Source organism: Nocardia sp. NPDC052316 (genome assembly GCF_044547795.1).
Lineage (GTDB): Bacteria > Actinomycetota > Actinomycetes > Mycobacteriales > Mycobacteriaceae > Nocardia.
Window position 1 is genome coordinate 1,103,358 of sequence record NZ_JBIUBB010000002.1, and the last position, 21,688, is coordinate 1,125,045.

24 protein-coding genes are annotated in these 21,688 nt (G+C 68.9%); 15 read left to right on the forward strand and 9 right to left on the reverse strand.

The window, feature by feature from the left end:
• The first annotated feature begins 16 nt into the window (after positions 1-16).
• Genes ACIHA7_RS11820 through ACIHA7_RS11835 form a run of 4 tightly spaced genes read left to right on the forward strand, consistent with a single transcriptional unit; the run spans position 17 to position 4,413 of the window.
• Positions 17-880, forward strand: coding sequence for a metal-dependent hydrolase (locus ACIHA7_RS11820; protein WP_397288339.1), 864 nt, complete (start codon positions 17-19; stop codon positions 878-880).
• Complete coding sequence (locus ACIHA7_RS11825; RefSeq protein WP_397288341.1) at positions 877-2,415, forward strand: flavin-containing monooxygenase; 1,539 nt, start codon at positions 877-879, stop codon at positions 2,413-2,415. The genes ACIHA7_RS11820 and ACIHA7_RS11825 overlap by 4 nt, the downstream gene beginning before the upstream one ends.
• Positions 2,412-3,356, forward strand: coding sequence for an SDR family NAD(P)-dependent oxidoreductase (locus ACIHA7_RS11830; RefSeq protein WP_397288343.1), 945 nt, complete (start codon positions 2,412-2,414; stop codon positions 3,354-3,356). Before ACIHA7_RS11825 ends, ACIHA7_RS11830 begins: the two co-directional genes overlap by 4 nt.
• Before the next feature lie 4 nt (positions 3,357-3,360).
• A complete protein-coding gene (locus ACIHA7_RS11835) occupies positions 3,361-4,413 on the forward strand; it encodes a 2Fe-2S iron-sulfur cluster-binding protein (protein WP_397288345.1) in 1,053 nt (350 codons plus the stop codon).
• A 20-nt stretch (positions 4,414-4,433) separates the two neighbouring features.
• On the opposite strand, the gene ACIHA7_RS11840 is transcribed toward ACIHA7_RS11835, so the two are convergent.
• From ACIHA7_RS11840 to ACIHA7_RS11850, 3 genes are read right to left on the reverse strand one after another with little or no spacing between them, the layout of a single operon-like run.
• The gene (locus tag ACIHA7_RS11840; RefSeq protein WP_397288347.1) at positions 4,434-5,150 is read right to left on the reverse strand and encodes a TetR/AcrR family transcriptional regulator; all 717 of its coding nucleotides are present in this window, start codon (positions 5,148-5,150) and stop codon (positions 4,434-4,436) included.
• 57 nt (positions 5,151-5,207) lie between these two features.
• Entirely contained in the window at positions 5,208-6,152 is a 945-nt protein-coding gene (locus ACIHA7_RS11845) for a CorA family divalent cation transporter (RefSeq protein WP_397288349.1), read from the reverse strand.
• Positions 6,153-6,154: 2 nt separating this feature from the next.
• Entirely contained in the window at positions 6,155-6,343 is a 189-nt protein-coding gene (locus ACIHA7_RS11850) for a hypothetical protein (protein ID WP_397288351.1), read from the reverse strand.
• Between the two features lie 63 nt (positions 6,344-6,406).
• Between ACIHA7_RS11850 and ACIHA7_RS11855 the strand changes: the two genes are divergently transcribed.
• From ACIHA7_RS11855 to ACIHA7_RS11865, 3 genes are all read left to right on the forward strand, one after another.
• On the forward strand, positions 6,407-6,703 hold the full coding sequence (locus tag ACIHA7_RS11855) for a hypothetical protein (RefSeq protein ID WP_397288353.1): 297 nt from the start codon (positions 6,407-6,409) through the stop codon (positions 6,701-6,703).
• Positions 6,704-6,882: 179 nt separating this feature from the next.
• The gene (locus ACIHA7_RS11860; protein WP_397288355.1) at positions 6,883-7,221 is read left to right on the forward strand and encodes an ArsR/SmtB family transcription factor; all 339 of its coding nucleotides are present in this window, start codon (positions 6,883-6,885) and stop codon (positions 7,219-7,221) included.
• 93 nt (positions 7,222-7,314) lie between these two features.
• Positions 7,315-7,839 (forward strand): DUF3558 family protein, encoded by a 525-nt coding sequence (locus ACIHA7_RS11865; RefSeq protein WP_397288357.1) that lies wholly within the window; start codon positions 7,315-7,317, stop codon positions 7,837-7,839.
• Here the strand turns inward: ACIHA7_RS11865 and ACIHA7_RS11870 are convergent.
• From ACIHA7_RS11870 to ACIHA7_RS11895, 6 genes are all read right to left on the reverse strand, one after another.
• On the reverse strand, positions 7,836-9,557 hold the full coding sequence (locus ACIHA7_RS11870; RefSeq protein ID WP_397288359.1) for an urease subunit alpha: 1,722 nt from the start codon (positions 9,555-9,557) through the stop codon (positions 7,836-7,838). The two genes, ACIHA7_RS11865 and ACIHA7_RS11870, sit on opposite strands and share 4 nt — an antisense overlap.
• A gap of 28 nt (positions 9,558-9,585) precedes the next feature.
• Positions 9,586-9,903, reverse strand: a complete 318-nt coding sequence (locus ACIHA7_RS11875) for an urease subunit beta (RefSeq protein ID WP_397288362.1) — start codon at positions 9,901-9,903, stop codon at positions 9,586-9,588.
• A gap of 50 nt (positions 9,904-9,953) precedes the next feature.
• Complete coding sequence (locus ACIHA7_RS11880; RefSeq protein WP_107656465.1) at positions 9,954-10,256, reverse strand: urease subunit gamma; 303 nt, start codon at positions 10,254-10,256, stop codon at positions 9,954-9,956.
• Between the two features lie 81 nt (positions 10,257-10,337).
• The gene (locus tag ACIHA7_RS11885; protein WP_397288737.1) at positions 10,338-10,727 is read right to left on the reverse strand and encodes a PaaI family thioesterase; all 390 of its coding nucleotides are present in this window, start codon (positions 10,725-10,727) and stop codon (positions 10,338-10,340) included.
• 100 nt (positions 10,728-10,827) lie between these two features.
• Positions 10,828-11,646 (reverse strand): carbonic anhydrase, encoded by an 819-nt coding sequence (locus ACIHA7_RS11890; protein WP_397288364.1) that lies wholly within the window; start codon positions 11,644-11,646, stop codon positions 10,828-10,830.
• Positions 11,647-12,050: 404 nt separating this feature from the next.
• Complete coding sequence (locus ACIHA7_RS11895) at positions 12,051-12,761, reverse strand: hypothetical protein (RefSeq protein WP_397288366.1); 711 nt, start codon at positions 12,759-12,761, stop codon at positions 12,051-12,053.
• Positions 12,762-12,868: 107 nt separating this feature from the next.
• On the opposite strand from ACIHA7_RS11895, the gene ACIHA7_RS11900 reads away from it, so the two are divergent.
• From ACIHA7_RS11900 to ACIHA7_RS11935, 8 genes are all read left to right on the forward strand, one after another.
• On the forward strand, positions 12,869-13,915 hold the full coding sequence (locus tag ACIHA7_RS11900) for a FecCD family ABC transporter permease (protein ID WP_397288368.1): 1,047 nt from the start codon (positions 12,869-12,871) through the stop codon (positions 13,913-13,915).
• Positions 13,912-15,000, forward strand: a complete 1,089-nt coding sequence (locus ACIHA7_RS11905) for a FecCD family ABC transporter permease (RefSeq protein ID WP_397288370.1) — start codon at positions 13,912-13,914, stop codon at positions 14,998-15,000. Before ACIHA7_RS11900 ends, ACIHA7_RS11905 begins: the two co-directional genes overlap by 4 nt.
• Positions 14,997-15,866: an ABC transporter ATP-binding protein gene (locus ACIHA7_RS11910; protein WP_397288372.1), complete on the forward strand. Its 870-nt coding sequence runs from the start codon at positions 14,997-14,999 to the stop codon at positions 15,864-15,866. Before ACIHA7_RS11905 ends, ACIHA7_RS11910 begins: the two co-directional genes overlap by 4 nt.
• 78 nt (positions 15,867-15,944) lie before the next feature.
• A complete protein-coding gene (locus ACIHA7_RS11915) occupies positions 15,945-16,334 on the forward strand; it encodes a BlaI/MecI/CopY family transcriptional regulator (RefSeq protein ID WP_107656458.1) in 390 nt (129 codons plus the stop codon).
• 40 nt (positions 16,335-16,374) lie between these two features.
• Positions 16,375-17,313, forward strand: coding sequence for a M56 family metallopeptidase (locus ACIHA7_RS11920; RefSeq protein ID WP_107656457.1), 939 nt, complete (start codon positions 16,375-16,377; stop codon positions 17,311-17,313).
• Positions 17,314-17,520: 207 nt separating this feature from the next.
• Complete coding sequence (locus tag ACIHA7_RS11925) at positions 17,521-19,131, forward strand: DEAD/DEAH box helicase (RefSeq protein WP_397288739.1); 1,611 nt, start codon at positions 17,521-17,523, stop codon at positions 19,129-19,131.
• 5 nt (positions 19,132-19,136) lie between these two features.
• Positions 19,137-19,982 (forward strand): DMT family transporter, encoded by an 846-nt coding sequence (locus tag ACIHA7_RS11930; RefSeq protein ID WP_397288375.1) that lies wholly within the window; start codon positions 19,137-19,139, stop codon positions 19,980-19,982.
• Between the two features lie 199 nt (positions 19,983-20,181).
• Positions 20,182-21,618, forward strand: a complete 1,437-nt coding sequence (locus tag ACIHA7_RS11935; RefSeq protein ID WP_397288377.1) for a GuaB1 family IMP dehydrogenase-related protein — start codon at positions 20,182-20,184, stop codon at positions 21,616-21,618.
• Positions 21,619-21,688 lie beyond the last annotated feature (70 nt).

The window sequence follows — 21,688 nt, forward strand, 5'->3', positions numbered from 1 at the left end:
ATCAATGGAGATTCACATGACTTCCAGCGTGCAACCCACCGGCGCGGGCAGCTACCCGAAGGTGCGGCGGATGAAATTCCGCTTCGGCGAACCGGAGCCGATGACCAAGTACTACGCGGGCGACGACATCGTGCTCAGCCATCTGTTCGCGCTGCTGTCGGCCGTCTTCCCACCCGGCGAGGAGTCGTTCATCCGATCGGTGCGCCGATTCGCCGACCAGATCACCGACCCGGTGCTCAAGAAGCGAGTCGCCGCCTTCATCGGCCAGGAGGCGGTACACGGCCAGCAGCACGGAAAGTTGAACGAGCAGCTGTTCGCGCTCGGCTATCCCCTGCAAGAGGTCATCAGCCGACAGCACCGACTCGTCGAGCAGGCCGAGCGGCTGGCACCGCGGGCCGCGCACCTCGCGATCACGGCGGCCGCCGAACACTACACCGCCGTACTCGCGGCGCGGGTGCTCTCCAGCAGTGAAATTCAAGCTCTCGCAGCCGATCCCGAGGTGCGTAACCTGCTCAACTGGCACGCCCTCGAGGAGTTGGAACACAAATCGGTGGCCTTCGATGTCTACCGCGCGGTCGACGGGCCGGAGTGGCTGCGGATCGCCGTCATGTCGGTGCTCTACGCCTTCACGATTCCGGTGGTCGGGCTGGGCGTGCTCGCCTCGATCGTGGCCGACCCCGCCGCATGGCGCCCGATCGCCGTCGCCAGGCAGTCCTATAGTTTGGTACGCGGGCCCATCGTGCGCGGGTTGCTCAGCGAGATCCGGGTGTATTTGAAACCGGGCTTCCACCCCGACGACGTCGACACCGCGGCCCTGCTGCGGCAGTGGCAGACCGAATTGTTCGGCGCCGACGGCGCGCTCGTGGATCGTGTCCGATGAGCGCGGCGGCGCCCGACCACGAAGTGATCGTGGTCGGGGCGGGGTTCGGCGGCATCGGCGCCGCCATCGCCCTGCAACGCAAGGGCATTCACGACTTCGTCATCGTGGACAAGTGGGATCGAGTCGGCGGGACCTGGCATGCCAACACCTATCCCGGTGTCGCCGTGGATATCCCGTCTTTCATCTACAGTTTCTCCTATGAGCAGCGCGGCGACTGGTCACGAATCTTCGCGCCCGGCACCGAGTTGCGCGACTACGCCGAGAGCATGGTCGACAAGTACGGACTGCGGCCGAAGCTGCGACTGAACACGACGATCGTCTCGGCGGTGTTCGACGCCGAGGACAGCGTCTGGTTGCTCGGCACCGACGGCGGCCGCACGCTCACCGCCCGCTACGTGGTGATGGCGATCGGCGGGCTGGAACGCCCGAAGATGCCCGACATCGCGGGCCTGCACGACTTCCGCGGCACCCTCATGCACACCGCGCTGTGGGACGACGACGTCGCGCTGGCGGGCAAGCGGGTCGCGGTGATCGGCACCGGCGCGACCGCGCTGCAACTGGTGCCCGCCATCGTCGACGAGGTCGCGCACCTGAGCGTCTTCCAACGGACCCCGATCTGGGTGTTCCCGAAAACCGATGCGGCGGTAGGCCGGATCGGGCGCGCGGTGCTCGAACGGCCCTGGGTGCGTTCCGGTATCCGCCTGGTCGGCACCGTCGCCACCGAGATCGGCATGGGCGGCATGGTGGCGGGCCCGACCTGGCTGTCCGACGCGGGTCGGCGGCTGGCGGAGATCCCGGCGCGGCGGTGGATGCGCAGCCAGGTGCACGATCCGGTGCTGCGCGAGAAGCTGATTCCCGCCTACGGGCTCGGCTGCAAACGGCCGTCGATGTCGAACGACTACCTGTCGACGTTCAATCGGCCGGATGTCAGCCTGGTCACCGAGCCGATCGGGTCCGTCGGCGAGCGCGGGATCACCACTGAGGACGGGGTCGAGCACCCGGTCGACGTGCTGATCTGCGCCACGGGATTCAAACTGTGGGAGAAGGATTCGATACCGCCCTTCCCGGTGACCGGCCGCGACGGCCTCGATCTCGGCGAGTTCTGGGACCGGCATCGATTCCAGGCCTACCACGGCGTCTCGGTGCCCGGATTCCCGAATATGTTCACCATCACCGGCCCCTACGGCTTCGTGCTCGGCTCCTACATCTGGATGATCGAGGCCACCGCAGCGCACCTGAGCCGGGCCATCGCCGAGACCAAGCGCCGCGGCGCGACCGAGTGCGAGATCAGCAGGCAGGCGCACGACGAGTACTTCGCCAAATGCCTACGCCGCCAGCGGAAGAACTTCCTGTTCACCGATACCTGCACAGGATCGAACACCTACTACATCAACAGCCACGGGGATTCACCGTTCCGTCCGTCCACGCATGGCGAGATGTACTGGCAGAACCGGCATTTCGACCTGGACGACTACCACTATCGGAATACCGTTCCCGCACCGCGGACCGGCGCGATCCTCGAGGAATCGGTATGAAACTCACCAACATCGAGCCGAACCTGGTGGTGGTGACCGGCGCGGGCAGCGGCATCGGCCGGGCCATCGCTCTCCGATTCGCCAGGGCAGGCGCGCATGTCGTGGTCTCCGACCTCGACCTGGATTCGGCCCTGGCGACCGAGGCGATGATCCACGCGCGCGGCAGGCGGGCCACCGCGGCCCGCCTCGACGTCACCGATCCGGCCGCGTGGGAGGCGTTCGCCCGGGACGTGCTCGCCGACCACGGCGTGCCGGACGTGCTGGTCAACAATGCGGGAATGCTGGTCAGCGGCAAGTTCGTCGACCTCTCCCCGGCCGCCTGGGACCGTCAGCTGAGCGTGAACCTGCTCGGCGTGGTGCACGGCTGCCGCGTCTTCGGGCAGCAGATGATCGATAACCGTCAGCGCGGGCACATCGTGAACATCGCGTCGGCGGCCGCGTTCACCCCGACGCCGGTGATGTCGGCGTACTCGGTGTCCAAGGCCGGGGTGAAGATGCTCACCGAGTGTCTGCGACTCGAGTTCGGGCCCAAGGGCATCGGGGTCAGCGCGATCTGTCCCGGCGTGATCAATACCGATATCGGCCAGCACGCCGTCACCGTCGGGGTGGATCAGGACCTGATCGAGCGCGGCAGGGAACTGACGCGGCGCGTGCAGGACGCGGCCGCGAAACTGCCGTTCTCGCCGCTGAGTCCGGACCTGGTCGCGCGGGCGGCCCAGCGGGCGGTGCGCTACGACCTCGCCGTCGTGCCGGTGCGCGCCGAGGCGTGGCTTGGGTACTTCATGCTGCGCCTCGCGCCAGGGGTGAATCGGCGGATGACCCGACCGTTCGATGTGCCACGGCTCGAACGGATCGGGCGGCGGGTGCTCCGGCTGATCGATCCGGTCGCGGCGACTCCGGCTGCCCAGCCCATGGCACCGCCGCTCGAGGTGTCGAGGTAGCACGATGAACGCGGACAACGGCGTGCGCGGACATGTATTGAAGGTCGGTGCGGTGATCGAGGAGACGGCCGACGCCCGCACCCTGGTCTTCGAGGTGCCCGACGAGCTCAGCGAACGCTTCCGCTACCGCCCCGGCCAGTTCCTCACCCTGCGGGTGCCCAGCGAGCGGACCGGCTCGGTGGCGCGGTGCTATTCGTTGTGCAGCAGCCCGCACTGTGACGACCGGATCGCGGTGACCGTCAAGCGGATCGCGGGCGGCTATGCCTCGAACCTGCTCTGCGACACCGTCGCCGTGGGTGACCTGATCACGGTGCTCGAGCCGTCCGGTTCGTTCGGACCGCGCGATCTGGATGCCGATGTACTGCTGTGCGCGGCGGGCAGCGGCATCACACCGGTCATCTCGATCGTCAAGTCCATGCTCGCCGGCGGCAGCGGGAATATCGTTGTGCTGTATGCCAATCGGGATCGGCAGTCGGTGATCTTCGCCGACGCGCTCGACGAGTTGGCGGGCCGCTACCCCGGCCGTTTGGCCGTGTTGCACTGGCTGGAATCCGAGCGCGGGTTGCCCTCCGCGGCGGCCGTCGCCGAACTCGTACGGCCGTACTCGGATCGTGACTGGTTTCGTTGCGGGCCCGCTGGATTCATGACCGTGGTCGGGTCGGCGGCCGAGGCGTTGCGCGTGCCCGCGACTCGGTTACATACCGAGGAGTACCGGTCTTTGCAGTCGAATCCGTTCGACGAACCCCGCCGCGCCGGCGAAGCACAGACCGCCGCAACAGATGTCGTCATTGCCGAGGTGGAGATCGACGGCACGACCCACATCCTGAATTGGCCCAAGCGCACTCCCCTGCTGGATGTGCTGCTGGACAACGGGATCGACGCGCCCTACGTCTGCCGCGAATCCGCCTGCGGCACCTGCGTCTGCTCGGTGAAGCAGGGCCGCACCCGAATGCGGCAGTGCGAGGCCCTCATCGACGACGAGATCGCCCTGGGCCTGACCCTGGCCTGCCAAACCCTTCCGGAGTCACCCCGGGTACACATCGCCTTCGACCAATAACGGTTGCCGCCGACGACGATTCAGTCCGGCGCGAACGCGAGGTGAGCCGGCTTGTCCACGTCGATGGACAGGTTGTTGAGTTCGGCGACACCGTCGAGCATGCCGCGGGCGATGGTGCTCACATGCTCGGTGAATCGCTCGGCCGACATCACTTCCGCCCTGGCCCGATTCGCCCCGAGCCACCAATCGGTGGCCGAGCCCACCGCGCCGAAGATGGCGTAGGCGGTCAGCTCCAGGCTGCCGGTGTCGACGTCCTGACCGGCCAGCCGTTCCTCGATCAGTTGCGCCGCCAGCAGCGCCGAGCGCTGCGCCACCTCGATAGCCCGTTCCGGCTGTTCGGCCTGCTGCGCCATTCGGCTGTGCACTAGGAAGCGGAACACCTCGGGCTCTTCCTCCACCACCGCCACGTACTCGGCGATCGCGGTGCGCAGCAATTCGGCCACCGGATCGGTGGTCAGGCTGATCTTGGCGAGCACGCGCTCCCACAGCATGCTCTGCACCCGCTCGAGAATCGCCAGGTACAGGTCGGTCTTGTCCGCGAAATGCCGGTACAGCTTGGGTTTGGCGCACCCCGCGGCCCGCGCGATGTCGTCCATGCTCGCGTCGGGTCCGTGTTCGGCCAAGGCACGGAACGCGGCATCCACGAACTCCCCACGCACCTGTTCCCGATGCGCACGCCATCGTTCGGTCCTGGCATCCAGGCGCGGCGCGGCGGAGCTGCTACCGGCGGCCGTCATGCCAGTCATGATATTGAATGCCGCGCTCGGCCAAGCCGCGCGGGCCGAACGCCGCCGTCAGCGCAGCCAGCCCTTTCGTTTGATGTAGGCGAGCGGGATCACCGCGGCCACCAGGGTCATACAGGTGGTGGCGACGAAGCCGTGTTCCCACTCCAGTTCGGGCATCCAGGTGAAGTTCATGCCGTAGAAGGTGGCGATGAGGGTCGGCGGCAGGAAGACCGCGGTGATGATGGTGAACACCTTGACGATCTGATTCTGTTTGACGTCGAGCCAGGTCATGACCGACTGCTGCAGGTAGCGGACCTTGTCGTGCTCGAAGCCCGCGTGCTGCTTCACTCCGTCGATGTCGGCGATCAGGATGGCGAGCAGGCTCTCCAGTTCGGCGCTGCGCACCGTGCTGTCGGCCATCAGATGCCGTGCGGCGCGGGCCAATTGGAGCTGGGTCTCTTGGGTGCGCGAGACGATCTCCTCGGCCGCGTTCATCCGCGACATGGTGCCGCGCATGTCGGCGACGCCGATCTCGCGACCGCGCTGGTCGTAACCGTTGGTGGCCATCTCGATCTCGTCGTTCATCGCCTCCAGCGCGTCGCTGGCGTAGTAGATGACCCGCTCGGACGCCTCGTTCAGCGCCCATAACAGCGCGTACATCACCCCGTGCGCGGAGCCGGTGAGTGCCGGGTTGCGGCGCATCTTGGCGATCGCCTTGTCGAACGGCACGAAGTGCTCGTCCGGTTGCAGCGTCACCAGGAATTCCGAACCGAGCGCGAAGACGATCGTTTCGCGTTCGATGGCGTCGCCGCGCTTGTAATTGGCGACGACCGGCAGGTACAGAAAGTTGTCCGTCTCCCAGACCCGGTTGCGCGCGGCGGCGAAGTCGACACCGAGCCGCTCACGCAGCACCGCGGCGGTGTCGGCGTCGGCCGCCGCCAGCGGAATCCAATGTTGTTGCAGGACTTCGGTGTCGAACCGGTCGGCGGGCACGGCGCTACTGAGGGCAGGCATCGCTACCGACCGTAGGACGAGTGGGCGGGCGAACCCGACGAGGAACCGACGGGCCCCTGCGGGTGGGCGTAGTGCATGGTCAGCAGTCCCGCACTGATCAACAGGTAGAGGCCGACGGTGAACCAGATCGACTGCCGCTCCAGATTCGGTGCGCGGTGCGATGTTTCGGCCTTCTTGAACATGATCGCCATGGCGGAACTCCCCTACTTCGTTACCTCTGGTGCTGACGGTGCCTGGCTCGCAGGCCGGAGTCCGTGCGCGGACAGATCGCACCGCGCCCGGACGTCGGCGCGCCCCCTGTGCACAGTCGCGCCGGTGAGCGCCCTGTGCGGCCTCCCGCGCTCGCGCTTGCCAGCCGTTTGTCTTCGGCTCGCGTCGACAAGTGCTACGTGGGATGGTCGCGCCGACTGGACAGGCTGACGCCGCATGCGCCGACCCGTCGGATCGAAAAGATCGAATTGGTGCCGCGTCAGGCGATCGACCGGCCGCTCGACACGGCCACCGATCGCGCGGGCAGATCAACGACGAACCGGCACAACCCGTTTCGCTAGGGAGAACCGGCCAGAGACGTCGATACTGTCAACCGGCATCAGCCGCTCACCCCGCTTCGTTGGTGGTTCATTTACGCGGATTCGCGCACTCATTATTAGAAACCCGCTGCCCTACATCCGTCAATCAGTTGCGCAAGTATTCCACTCCGTGCCACGCTACCGGCAGGTTGGAGGCGGACGTGATCGAGCGCGGCGAGCCGGGACCCCTCCCGGCGACTCAACTGCATGACGCGGCAGCGGTTTTCGGTATGCTCGCCGCCACCGCCCGGCTGCAGATCCTCTGGCTGCTTGGCCAAGGCGAACGCGATGTCGGCACGCTGGCCACCGAGATCGGCCAAACGGTGCCGGCGGTGAGCCAACACCTCGCCAAACTCAGACTGGCCGGTCTGGTACGCATGCGCAAAGAGGGCAGGCGCAATGTGTACACGATCGCCGACCCCGGCATCGCCGATATCGTCCGCCTCGCCTTCCGTCACCACCGGCTGCACGGCAGCCGACTGTCCGACGGGGTCGACTGAGACCAAGATCGCCCCTGCTCAGGTCGCATAACGACAGACCGGTCGGTACTGTGGCCTGGTCCGACCCCTTGATGATCCAGAAAGGGAGCGGTGATGACCCCGTTCTCTGCCCGCAAAACCGGATTCGCCGTACTCGCCCTCGCCGGATTGGTGACGGGATGCGGCAGCGCCCCGGACGCCGCCCCGGCAGCACCCACCACCCCGTTCGCCGACTGTGCGCCGGTGACCATCCAGCAGCTCACCGACGCCGTCCACGCCGACAGCCTCACCGCGCACCACACCCCGCAGGCCTGCTTCTGGGAGGCGCAGGTCGGTGCCGGCGACGCGGGCATCAGCTTCACCTACTCCGCGCGAGACTCACTCCAGCAGCTGTGGGACCGCGCCAGAGCCGGCGGCTTCCAGACCGAGCACATGGTGATCACCAAGCACGCCCTCGGTACGGTCACCGCTACCGCGTTCTACGTACGCAACCCGCTCGATCCGGGTGACTGCGCGGTCGTCGCCGCGTCCAACGGCGCGATCACCTGGCGGGTCCAGAACCGTTCGCGCACAACACCGCTCGACCCATGCGCGGCCGCCTTGCAGCTGGCCACGCTGATGGTCGACCTCTCCCCCTAGAACAGGAAATAACGCTGCGCCATCGGAAGTTCGGTGGCGGGCTGCTCGGTCCAGACCTCGCCGTCGATGCGCACGGTGAAGGTATCCGGGTCGACTTCGATGCGCGGCATGGCGTCGTTGTGCGGCATGTCGGTTTTCTTACGATCCCGAACGTTCTTGACCGGAGCCAGCTTTCGGTTGATCCGCAGCCGGTCGGCCAGGCCGTCGTCGATCGCCTGCTCGGCGACGAAGTGCAGCGAGGTCGCGGCAGCGACGAGCGGTGCGGCACCGAACATGGGGCGGGGCAGCACCGGCTGCGGGGTCGGGATGGAGGCGTTGGCATCTCCCATCGCGGCCCAGGCGATGGCGCCGCCCTTGAGCACCGCGTGCGGGCGGACACCGAAGAAGGCGGGCTCCCACAGCACCAGGTCGGCGAGCTTGCCGACCTCCACCGACCCGATCTCGTGGTCGAGACCGTGCGCGACGGCCGGGCAGATGGTGTATTTGGCGATGTAGCGCTGCACCCTGGCATTGTCGGCGGCGCCGTCGCCGGGCAGCGCGCCCCGGCGGCGCTTCATCACGTGCGCGGTCTGCCAGGTGCGCATGACCACCTCGCCGATGCGGCCCATGGCCTGGGAGTCGCTACCGATCATCGAGATCGCGCCGAGGTCGTGCAGCAGATCCTCGGCCGCGATGGTGGACGGGCGGATCCGGCTCTCCGCGAACGCGAGGTCCTCCGGGATGGACGCGCTCAGGTGGTGGCACACCATCAGCATGTCCAGATGCTCGTCGAGGGTGTTCACGGTGTGCGGGCGAGTCGGGTTCGTCGAGCTGGGCAGCACGTTGAGATGCGCTGCGACAGTGATGATGTCGGGCGCGTGGCCGCCGCCGGCGCCCTCGGTGTGATAGGCGTGGATGCCGCGGCCCGCGATGGCGCCGAGGGTGTCCTCGACGAAACCGGCCTCGTTCAACGTGTCCGAGTGCAGGGCTACCTGCACGCCCGCCGCGTCGGCGACGGTGAGGCAGGCGTCGATCGCGGCCGGGGTGGAGCCCCAGTCCTCGTGCAGCTTGAAACCTGCTGCGCCGCCGCGCAACTGCTCCCACATGGCGTCGGCGCTGACGGTGTTGCCCTTGCCAAGCAACACGATGTTCAGCGGCCAGCCGTCGGTGGCCTCCAGCATCCTGGCCAGGTGCCAGGAACCGGGCGTGACGGTGGTCGCCTTGCTGCCCTCGGCCGGGCCGGTGCCGCCGCCGATGAGCGTGGTGATGCCGCCGCCGAGCGCCTCGTCCATCAGCTGCGGGCAGATGAAGTGCACATGGCAGTCGATCGCGCCCGCGGTGAGGATGCGGCCGTTGCCCGCGATGATCTCGGTGGACGGGCCGACGACCAGGTCGGGGTGTATGCCGTCCATGGTGTCGGGGTTGCCCGCCTTGCCGAGTGCGCAGATGCGGCCGTCGCGGATACCGACGTCGGCCTTGATGACGCCCCAGTGGTCGATGATCACCGCGCCGGTGATCACCGTGTCCGGCGCCCCGTCGGCGCGGGTCGCACGGGACTGGCCCATCGACTCGCGCAGCACCTTGCCGCCGCCGAAGACGGCCTCCTCGCCCGCGAGTCCCGGTCCGCCGCTGCGGTCTTCGGTGATCTCGATGAAAAGATCGGTGTCGGCCAGCCGAATTCGGTCGCCGGTGGTCGGCCCGAACAGCTCCGCGTACCGTGCGCGGCTCAACTCGCTCATCGTGCCCTCTCCGGGTCGCTGCGCTTGCTCACCGGGGACCGTCCAGGTGGCCGGGGGCAGGCAGGGTGATGCCGTGGACCTCGCGGGCGCCGCCGATGGGGACCAGCGAAACGCGTTGTCCTAGACCGGGTTCGAAACGAACGGCGGTACCGGCCGGGATGTCGAGCCGGTAGCCGTGCGCGGCGGCGCGGTCGAACCGCAGCGCGGCGTTGGACTGCGGGAAGTGCACGTGGCTGCCGACCTGCACGGGGCGGTCGCCGGTATTGACCACGTCGAGCTCGATCCGGACGGCGCCGGCGTTCAGCTCGATAGTCCCCTCGGCGCAGCGGTATTCGCCGGGAATCATGCCGCGCGCACCCGGCCGTCGGTTTCGCGTCGTTGTCTCATGCGGCGCTCCTAGCCGATCGGATGGTGGACGGTGACCAGCTTGGTGCCGTCGGGGAAGGTGGCCTCGACCTGGACGTCGTGGATCATCTCCGGCACGCCCTCCATCACGTCGGCGCGGGTGAGAACCGTTCGCCCCGAAGACATCAGCTCGGCCACCGAGCGACCGTCCCGCGCGCCTTCGAGCACGTGGTCGCTGATCAGCGCGACGGCTTCGGGATGGTTGAGCTTGAGCCCGCGCGCCTGCCTGCGCCGGGCCAGCTCGGCCGCGTAGCTCAACAGCAGCCGTTCCTGCTCGTGCGGCGACAGTCGCATCCGGGCTCCTCACCGGGTCGGGGTGGTCGGGTGACGGGTCATTCTGGCACGCCCGTCCCGCGAGGCGGGACGAGCGCCTGGTCAGTCCCTGGCAGGCAGGTTCTGCAGCCGCACCTGGCCGCGCGCGACCACCCGCTCCTGCTCGTCGGTGATCACCACCTGCCACAGCTGCTGCAACCGGCCGCGGTGGATCGGGGTCGCCTCGCCGTAGAGGGTGCCGTCGCGGACCGCGCGCAGGAAATCGGTGTTGTTGTTCACCCCGACGACCGTGCCCTTGCCGCCGTACCAGACCCCGCCCGCGACACTGGCGAGCGTCTCGATGACCGTGCAGTAGACGCCGCCGTTCTGGATGCCCGCCGGCTGGTACAGGTGCGGTTTGACGGTCCATTCGCCGCGCACCCGGTCCGGGCTCAGCTCGGTGTACTGCAGGCCGATCAGGTCGCTGAACGTGCCTTCGCTGGCCTCGGTCATCTGCTCCGGCGTGATGGTCGCGAGCCAGTCCGCCGCCGGCTTCTCCTGATCTGTCATGCGGTCCACTTTTGCACAGCGGTTTCGGCCGATTACCGCTGGCTCACCCGCCCGCCAGCGTGACCGGTCGTCCGTTCAGCGGCTGGGTGGGGCGGTTGCTGTGCGGGAACAGCGTTCGGAACCGGTCGACGCCGGCGGTGGCGACCGGCACCGGGTGTTCGAGCACCGTCCACGAGACGCCTTCGCTGCAAGGTGGCGTGGTGAGCGAGCCCTGGTAGCGGAACTGGTCGAGGTCCGCGGGCAGGAGTGCGCGCAAGTCGGTCGGGGTTTCCACGATCGTCTCGGCGTCCACCGTTGTCGGTGCCGTCAACAGTATTTCGTCGAAGGCCGAGGGCGCGTCCACCGCTTCCAGGAGAACGCCCAGCACCGCGAGTTTGCCCGCACTGCTCTTGTGCACCAGATGCAATTCCATGGCCGTGCCGCTGCCGTCGACGGTGTGTTCGCTGGGCAGGTGGAAGTGGAATTGCGTGAGCTCGTACGGCACCGCACCGACGACGAGGCGATTTCCGTTGCCCGCCTGCAGGTTTGCCTGCACGGTATGTCCGTTGTCGACCAGCCGCAGCGTCGGCACCGAGCCGTAGTCGAGGGTGATGTGCTCGGCCGGATCGAGCCTGGTGTGGCTCGGTAGGTCGATCGGCGACTGTTCGTGGCCGCTCTTGCAGGTGAGGTAGTCGTGGTCGAGATCGGCCCAGTGGTCAGGGCCTTCGGCGTCGTAGTCCCAGTGCGGCGCGGCGTGCGCGGCCGCGCTGACCGGATCATGGCTGTGCGATTTCGGCTCGTCGCCACAGGCTGCGGCAAGCAGCAAGGCCGTCGCGGCCGAGGCCGCGGCGACGGAACGGAGACGGGATGGTTCGGCGAGCATCCGGCACACTCCTCGGTACAGGATGAGCGACGGCGAGAACGTCTGCCGGACAAGGCAAACGCCGACGTCGGCGCCTCGGCAGCGGTGCGGCGGCGGTCGCACCTGAGGTCGGCGGCACGGCACCGGACAGCTCGGCCACGCGGCGGTTTCCGACCCGCCGTGCTGTCCGAAATGCGACGAATCACCCAGGGGTTCAGGGGATTTCGCTTTCGTGTCGGCGTCACAGTAGACCCGCGAAATCGCGCCACGCCAGAAAACGAAAAGCGAGATAGGTCACACCTGGGCAAAGCGAAGGGCTCCACCCCTAGGGGTGGAGCCCTTCGCGGCAATGAATCGGGGGTCACCGCAGCCCTCGGGACTCTCGACCAATCCTTACGCCGGTTATGAGTATAGGTCAGGCTTACCTAACTTAGCAAGGCCGTCGCGCGGCGAACCGGTAATCCACGCTGCTCCAAGGCCGCCAAGAGGCCTTGACCACGCCGCGTGCCCACTACGGCATCGGTGCCGGCCAGATCCGGCACGTATGTCGAAGCGCCCGCGATGGATTCACCCACCAGCAACCAGAATCGGCGCGCACTCAGCCCGGAGTAGCGGGCCATGCTCGACTGGATCAGCGTCAGCGAGGGCTCGCAGCGATGCGCGAGCCAGACATACATCGCGCCCTCGCACGGCAGGCTCACCACGCCGGACTCCTCGGCCAGCGGGTCGCCGTCGAGCACGCGAATGGTGGTGTCGCCCAGCCCGGCCCAGTCGATGCCGCCGTCGTTGTCGGTGTGGATCCACAGGTTCTCCAGGCCAGGATCCCAGGCCCGCCCCTCGGCCACCAGCAGCGCGATCACCCGGCCGACCACCGCGTGGATCAGCGCGGTCGCCACCACCTCCGCCGCGACATCGGCGCGGATCATCTCCGCGGCATGCCTGCGATACATCCGCTCGATGCGCCCTTCGCGCACCCCGTCGGCGAGCCGCCACCATCGGCGCTTGCCCTGCTCGACCATCGCCGCCACCGCATACACACGCGGATGCTCAGGCTGCAGCGCGCGCAGCCTGTCACACGTGCGATCGAACGCCAGGTACGTATGGCGCGGCGGGCAGGTGGTCATGAGCTCGGGCATCGAACCTCCTCGAGGATTGGCCGTAGCGGTGCGTACCGCAAGATAGGTTAGGCTTACCAGACCAACCAGTACTCTGCTACAACGAATCTCAGGAGTAGTTCGTCACCGTGACCACGCTTGGCAACGCACGGCGGCGTCGGCTATCCGGCCTGCTCGTCCTGACCGCTCTGCTCCTGCTCACCGTGGTTGCCAGCATCGCGATCGGCACCAGGTCGCTGGCGCCGGGCACCGTCTACGACGCGCTGCACAACGCACTCACCTGCCAGGGCGGACCGTTCAGCTGCCCGGCCGGCTCCACCGCTGAGGAAATCGTACGTGGACTTCGACTCCCTCGCACGGCACTGGCGCTGGTCACCGGACTCGCCCTCGGCATCGCGGGCGCGCTGATCCAGGGCTACACGCGCAACCCGCTCGCCGACGCGGGGCTACTCGGACTCAACTCCGGCGCGGCGTTTCTCGCGGCGCTGAGCATCTACCTGTTCGCGTTCACCGCGCCGGAGCAGTACATCTGGTTCGCCTTCGCCGGAGCGCTGATCGCCGGGGTGGTGGTGTTCAGCGCCTCGGCCATCGGCGGCGGCAAGGCGAGCCCGTTGAGCCTGGTGCTGGCCGGCGCGGCAGTCACCGCATTTTTGCAGGCGATGACGAACGCCATTGTGCTGCTGGATCCCGCGGCGCTGGATACCTACCGGTTCTGGGTCGTCGGCACCGTCGCCGGCCGCGACGCCTCGGTGTTATGGCAGGTGCTGCCATTCCTGTCCCTCGGCCTGGTGCTCGCGCTCATGGCCTCCCCGGGCCTGAATCTGCTCAGCCTCGGCGACGACGTGGCGCGCGGGCTCGGCGTGAACATCGGCCGCAGTCGTGCGCTCGGACTGGCCGCGATCGTGCTGCTGTCCGGCGCGTCGACCGCGGCGGTCGGGCCGATCGCGTTCCTCGGCCTGGTGGTGCCCCACCTGGCCAGGGTGATCACCGGACCGGACTACCGCTGGCTGGTGCCCTACTCCGGATTGTTCGGCGCGCTGCTGCTGCTGATCGCCGACATCGTCGGACGTGTCGTGGCCAAGCCGGGCGAGTTGCAGGTCGGCGTGATGCTGGCCGCGGTCGGCGCGCCGTTCTTCATCGCGTTCGTCCGACGTCGGAAGTTGGTGAGCCTGTGACACTGTCGCTGAAGACCCAGAGCGCACGGCCCGCACTGCGGGTCGGGCCCGCCTCGGTGGTGTTGCGTCCGGTGATGGTGCTCGTCGTCCTCGCGCTGGCCGCGCTGCTGGTGCTGTGCTTCTGCCTGGACATCGCCACCGGCGAATCGCACATCCCGCTCGACCGGGTGATCGACGTGCTCACCGGCGGTGGCACCCGAGCCCAACGGTTCATCGTGCTCGACTCCCGGCTGCCGCGGGCGCTCACCGCCCTGGTGGTCGGGGCCGCGCTCGGGCTCGCGGGGGCGATCACCCAGTCCATCCTGCACAACCCGCTCGCCGCACCCGACATGCTCGGCATCACCAGCGGCGCCAGCCTCGGCGCGGTCGCGGTGGTGGTGATCGGCGGCGGGGGTACCGGGCTACTCGCCACCTTCGGCGCGCCGCTGGCCGCGCTGGGCGGCGGTCTGCTCACCGCCGTGGCCATCTACCTGCTGGCCTGGGGCCGCAGTCCGACCGGCGATCGGGGCGTCACGGGTTTGCGGCTGGTCTTGATCGGCGTCGGCATGAACGCCTTGTTGCTGGCCGGCATCAGCTGGTTGCTCACCCGCGCCACGCTGCAAGACGCGCAGCGAGCCCAGTTGTGGCTCAACGGATCCCTGAACAACGCCGATCGATCCGGTTTGCTCCCAGCGACATTCGCGCTGGCCGTGGTGGTGGTCGTCGCGCTCGGCTCGGCCCGCACCTTGGCCGCGCTGCGGCTCGGCGCCGACACCACCCGGTCGCTCGGGGTGCGCATCCAAACCCAGCAGGCCATCCTGATCGGCGCGGCGGTGGTCGGCGCCTCGGTGGCGACCGCGGCCGTCGGGCCGGTGAGTTTCGTCGCGCTGTCCGCGCCGCAGATCGCACGGCGACTGCTGCGCACCCCCGGCGAACCGCTGATCGGGTCGGCGCTCACCGGTGCGATCCTGGTGGTCGGCGCGGATGTCGCGTCGCGCTCGATCTTCCCGGCCGACCTGCCCGTTGGCATCGTCACCGCGGCCTTCGGCGGACCGTTCCTGCTCTACCTGCTCGTGCGAATGAATCGGAAGGCGACCCTGTCATGACCACAGACGCTGCGACCACCGCGGAATCGGCGCCGACCCGGCTCGCCGCCGACGACGTCACGCTCGCCTACGGCGACCGGGTGATCATCGACGGGCTGACCCTCGATATCGCGCCCGGCGTGATCACCACGGTGATCGGCCCCAACGGCTGCGGCAAGTCAACCCTGCTGCGCTCGCTCGGCCGGCTGCTCCGCCCGCAGATGGGCCGAGTGTTGTTGGACGGCAAGGCCATTTCGACGATGAAGACCAAGGACGTGGCCAGGGTGATCGGCATGCTGCCGCAGTCGCCGGTCGCGCCGGAGGGACTGACCGTCGCCGATCTGGTCGCGCGCGGGCGGCATCCGCACCAGTCGTGGTTCCGGCAGTGGTCGGCCGCCGACGAGGACGAGGTGATGACCGCGCTCGCGCAGACCGGCATCGCCGATCTGGCCGACCGCGCGCTCGACGAGCTCTCCGGCGGACAACGCCAGCGGGCCTGGATCTCGATGGCGCTGGCCCAGGGCACCGACATCCTGTTGCTCGACGAGCCGACCACCTATCTCGACCTCGCGCACGCGGTGGACGTGCTCGACCTGGTCGACCGGTTGCACGCCGAGCTCGGCCGCACCGTGGTGATGGTGCTGCACGATCTCAATCTGGCGATCCGCTACAGCGACGAGCTGATCGTCATGCGCGAGGGCCGCATCGTCGCGCAGGGCAAACCCGCCGACATCATCGACGTCGCGCTGCTGCGCGAGGTTTTCGACCTCGACGCCTCGGTTCTGGAGGATCCGGTGTCGGGCAGGCCGATGGTGGTGCCGATCGGAACACGCCACGTTCTCGGCAAGGCAGGCGGGCCCGTCATGCCCGAATCCACCACCGTATGACAAATACCACACCAGCTATTCCATAGTTACGACACCCTGTAGTACGCATGCGCGTCGTTGAGTCCGTAAAATTGTGGAATGGCAGGACTTGGTGAACTCGAGAAAGCGGTCATGGACCAGTTGTGGTCGACCGATGAACCGCAGACAGTCCGGCAGGTGCACGAGGCATTGGCCGCACGCCGCGAGCTCGCGTACACCACGGTGATGACGGTGCTGCAACGACTCGCGAAGAAGAACCTCGTGGTCCAGCAGCGGGACGACCGTGCGCATCGCTACGCGCCCGTGCACAGCAGGGACGAATTGGTCGCCAGCCTCATGGTGGACGCACTACAACAGGCCGACGCCGCGGGCAGCCGCGCCGCCGCGCTGGTGCACTTCGTGGAACAGGTCGGCAAGGATGAGGCTGCCGCACTTCGCGAAGCACTCGCTAAGCTCGAAGCGAACGAGGACACACCGCCCCCGCAGTAGACTCCTCGCGACCTTGCCCCCAACGCAGTGAGCTGAGTCGATGAACGCAACCGCGCCGGTATTCGCCGGACTCGCATTGCTTCTCGCGGGGCCTGCCCCGGCCTTGCTCAGCCGGGCGACCTGGACATACCGGACGCCCCGTGCCGCGCTCGTGCTCTGGCAGGCCATCGCGCTGGCCGCCGTGCTCAGCGCGTTCGGCTCCGGCCTGGCCATCGCCGCCGAACTGCTGGTGCCCGGACCCGACGGCAGGCCGACCACCGCACCCACCCGCGAGATCGACGCGCTCGGGTTACCGCTGTGGCTGGCCTACGTCTTCGTGTTCGCGCTGACCCTGCTGGTCGGCGCGCGGCTCTGTTACGCGATCGTCCGCGTCGGCGTGCACACGCGGCGCCGACGGGCCAGGCACCGGATGCTCGTCGACCTGCTCGATCAGAGCGGTCCGCGCCGCCGCGCCTCCGATATCCGGGTGCTCGCCGCGACCGAACCGATCGCCTACTGCCTGCCAGGTCTGCGCCAGCGCGTGGTGATCAGCGAAGGCACCCTGACCAACCTGGACGACGCGGAGATCACCGCGATCGTCAGCCACGAACGCTCACACCTGCGCGCCAGGCACGATTTGGTGCTCGAGGCGTTCACCGCGGTGCACGAAGCGTTTCCGCGATTCGTGCGAAGCAAGGCCGCGCTCGGCTCGGTGAAGCTGCTCATCGAACTGCTCGCCGACGACTCCGCGGTGAAGGTGACCGGGCCGAAGCCGCTGGCGCGCGCGCTCGTCGCCTGCTCGAAATCCACCGCGCCCCAGGGCGCGCTCGCCGCGGGCGGGCCGACCACCCTCATTCGCATCCAGCGCCTCACCGGGCGGATCGGTGACGTCCGGGTCGCCACCGCCGCGTATCTCGGCTCGGCCGCCATCCTCGTCGTGCCGACCATGGCCGTCGCGGTGCCCTGGCTGGTGGAGCTCGAACGCCTGTTCCGCGGCTAGCGGTTCGTAGGACGTATCCTGGACACTTGGCCTGCTACTCGGCCGGCCGCATCGTCTCCTCGCGCTGCTGTTCTTCCGCAGCGCGCGGTGCACCCCGCACCGCCCCACCGAACAACGCGTTGTCCGAGCACGAGCGCGTCCTACGAAAGGCACACAGCACCCGTGACCCCCTCGACACCCGTCGCCGCGGCGCCCACCGTGACCTTCATGGACCTGGGCCTGCCCGCCGTGCTCGTGCAGGCACTGCGCAACGACGGCATCGAGGCACCGTTTCCCATCCAGGCCGCGACGGTGCCGGATGCGTTGGCGGGCAAGGATGTGCTCGGCCGCGGCCCGACCGGGTCCGGCAAGACCCTCGCGTTCGGGCTGCCCATGCTGGCCCGGCTCGCCGGCGGCTCGACCAAGCCGGGGCGGCCGCGCGGGCTGGTGCTGGTGCCCACCCGCGAGCTGGCCGCGCAGATCGAACGGGCGCTGGACGGACCCGCGCTCGCGACGGGCCTGCGGGTCGCCTCGGTGGTCGGCGGCGCGCCGATCCGGCGGCAGGCCGAGCGGCTCGCCCGCGGCGTCGATCTGCTCATCGCCACACCGGGACGACTCGCCGATCTGATCGCGCAGGGCTCGGCGGGGCTGTCCGATGTGCGGATCACCGCGCTGGACGAGGCCGATCACATGGCCGATATGGGTTTCCTGCCGCAGGTCACCAAGCTGCTCGATCAAACGCCGAAAGACGGTCAGCGCCTGCTGTTCTCGGCCACGCTGGACGGTGAGGTGGACAAGCTCGTCAAGCGGTACCTGCGCTCCCCCGTCACCCACTCCACCGCGCCCGCGTCGGCGTCGGTCACCACGATGACGCACCACCTGCTCTTCGTGCGCGACAAGCTGGCCAAGCGGTCCGTCGCCGCCGAGATCGCCGCGCGCGACGGGCTCACCATCATGTTCGTGCGCACCAAACACGGCGCCGACCGGCTGGCCAAGCAGCTGCGCGGGGCAGGCGTCGCGGCGGGCGCGCTGCACGGCGGCAAGGCGCAGAACAACCGGACGCGCACGCTGGCGGCGTTCGCGGACGGGTCGGTTCCGGTGCTGGTCACCACCGATGTCGCGGCGCGCGGTATCCACGTCGACAATATTTCCCTGGTGGTGCACGTCGATCCGCCCGCGGAGTCCAAGGCGTATCTGCATCGCGCCGGGCGGACCGCGCGGGCGGGCGAGGACGGGGTGGTCGTCACGCTGGTGATGGACGAGGAACGCCGCGAGGTCGAGGCGATGACTCGCAAAGCGGGTGTCGAGATCGTGGGGATCGATGTCCGGCCCGGCGATCGTCGGCTGATCGAGATCACCGGCGCGCGCCAGCCTTCCGGGATTCCGGTGGCCGCCCCCGCGCCGCCCAAGCAGCCTGTCGCGGAGAGTAATTCGGGAACCGGTCGCCGACGCTCCGGCGCGGGGCGGCGCTCGGGTGAGACGCGCGGCGGGGGTGCGCCGGTGCGGGCGGAGCATGCGGCGGCCGATCGACGTAAGGATGGTTCGGCGAAGGGGTCGTCGCGCGATCAGGGTTCGAAGGGCCGGTCGGGCGCGGATGGCTCGGGCGGTCGCGCTGCCGGTTCATCGACTGGCACCGGTTCGAGCGCGCGTGGGGCCGGTTCGAGCGCGCGTGGGGCCGGGTCGAGCGCGCGTGGGGCCGGGTCGGCCAAAGGCGGGGGCGGACGGAGCCGCAGGACCGGCTCAGGTGGGACCACCGGCGGCGACACGCCCGGGAACGCACGGCGACGCGCCGTGCGCCCGGAGCACTCGCCGGGGACTCGCAACCGTGGGGCAAACTGACGGTCGTGACCAACCATCCGGTGGGTGCGGTGGCTTGCGCACTGCTGGCAGCGCTGTTCTTCGCGGTGGCCGCGGTCGCGCAGCAACAGGCGGCGGCCGCGGTCCCCGAGGGTGATTCGCTCGTCCGGGCACTGCTGCGCAGCCCGCGCTGGTGGGCCGGCATAGCCGGCGATGTCGGCGGATACGCGATGCAGGTCGCCGCGCTCGCGTTGGGCTCGGTCCTGCTGGTGCAACCAATCCTGGTGAGCGCCTTGGTATTCGCGCTACCGCTGGCCGCCACACTCAACGGCCGCCGGATCAGCGCACGCACCTGGGCGACCGCGCTCGCGCTCACCGCGGCCCTGGCCTGTTTCCTCCTCGTCGGCAACCCGTCCGCAGGCAATATCGATGCGCCCCTGCACCATTGGCTGCTGCCGCTCGCTGTCCTGGCCGCGCTCATCGGAGCAACCACGCTCATCGGCGTCCGCAGCGCCGCCCCCAGCCGCCGCGCCCTGCTCCTCGGCGCCGCGAGCGGTTCGCTCTACGGCGTCGCCGCCGCCCTCACCTCCTACGTCACCGCCCTGTTCGAACACGGCCTCACCGATGTACTCGGCAGCTGGCAGACCTGGGCCCTCGCCGCCGCCGGCCTCACCGGCGTCTACCTGCAACAGCGAGCATTCCAAGCCGGCCCCCTCGCGGCGTCCCTGCCCGCGGTCACCATCGCCGAGCCACTCGCCGCAGCCTTCATCGGCGTCACCGTCCTCGACGAACGCTTCCGCACCAACACCTTCGGCCTCGCCATCACCGCCCTCGCCGTGCTCGTCATGTGCGCCACCACAATCCGCCTATCGAGCGCCCAAGCCACCGCCTGACCCCCACTCCATGCCACGGCGGATGGCTCCGGTTCGCTGTGGGCGCGCTCCGACGTTGCGGGCGCCGATGGTGGGCCGGTCGACGGGGCAGGCGACGCCGTCCGCCCTGCCAGCGTGCCCGTCACGCGCTGTGAGGTACGTCTCCGGCGAGTGCTGGAGAATTGCGCGCTACCGGCCGGACTTGGTTATCATCGGTTAAGTGCAGTTTCTCCCTGGCCATCAGCCGCCGTATGACCTGACCTACGACGACCTCTTCCTCGTCCCTAATCGGACGGATGTCGCCTCACGGTTCGATGTCGACCTCTCCACCGTCGACGGGTCCGGCACCACCATTCCCATCGTCGTGGCCAATATGACCGCGGTCGCGGGTCGTCGGATGGCCGAGACGGTGGCCCGCCGCGGCGGCATCGTGGTGCTGCCGCAGGATCTGCCGATCAGCGCGGCCGCCGACACCATCGCGTTCGTCAAGAGCCGCTCGCTCACCGCCGACACCCCGGTCACCCTCGACCCGGAACGTTCGGTGTCCGAGGCCGTCGCCCTGATGCACAAGCGCGCCCACGGCGCCGTCATCGTGGTCGACGCGGGCCGCCCGGTCGGGGTCGTCACCGAGGCGTCCTGCACCGATGTGGACCGGTTCGCCCGGCTGCGCGACGTCGCGATCACCAATTTCGTGCAGGCCCCCGCCAGCACCTCCCCGCGCGACATCTTCGAACTGCTCGAGGCCAAGCATGCCCAGCTCGCGGTGCTCACCGCCGAGGACGGCACGCTGGCCGGCGTGATGACCCGCACCGGCGCGGTCCGCGCCGGGATCTACCAGCCCGCCGTCGACAACCAGAGCCAGCTGCGCGTCGCCGCCGCGGTCGGCATCAACGGTGACGTGGTCGCCAAGGCCAAGTCGCTGGTCGACGCGGGCGCCGACGTGCTGGTGATGGACACCGCGCACGGCCACCAGGCCAAGATGCTCGAATCCCTCAGCGCCGTACGCGATCTCGGCCTCGGCGTGCCGCTGGTGGCGGGCAATGTGGTGTCCGCGCAGGGCACTCGCGATTTGGCCGCCGCCGGCGCCGACATCATCAAGGTCGGTGTCGGCCCCGGCGCCATGTGCACCACCCGGATGATGACCGGCGTCGGCCGCCCGCAGTTCTCCGCGGTCGCCGAATGTGCCGCCGCGGCCAAGGAACTCGGCGTGCACATCTGGGCCGACGGCGGCGTGCGGCACCCGCGCGACGTCGCGCTGGCGCTGGCCGCGGGTGCGTCCAACGTGATGATCGGCTCGTGGTTCGCAGGCACCTACGAATCCCCTGGCGACCTGCGCCTGGACCGGGACGGCAACGCCTACAAGGAAAGCTTCGGCATGGCGTCCAAGCGCGCCGTCGCGGCCCGCACCGCCACCGACAGCGCGTTCGACCGGGCCCGCAAGGCCCTGTTCGAGGAGGGCATCTCCAGCTCGCGCATGCGCCTCGACCCCGAGCGCCCCGGCGTGGAGGACCTCATCGACCACATCTGCTCCGGCGTGCGCAGCGCGTGCACCTACGCGGGCGCCCGCAGCCTGGCCGAGTTGCACGACAAGGCGGTGCTCGGCGTGCAGTCGGCCGCCGGTTTCGCCGAGGGACGCCCGCTGCCCAGCGGTTGGTGAGACACGCCGAGACGGCACGACCACCGGCCCACGCGACTCGACGCGTGGGCCGGTAACATAGGGGTTGCCG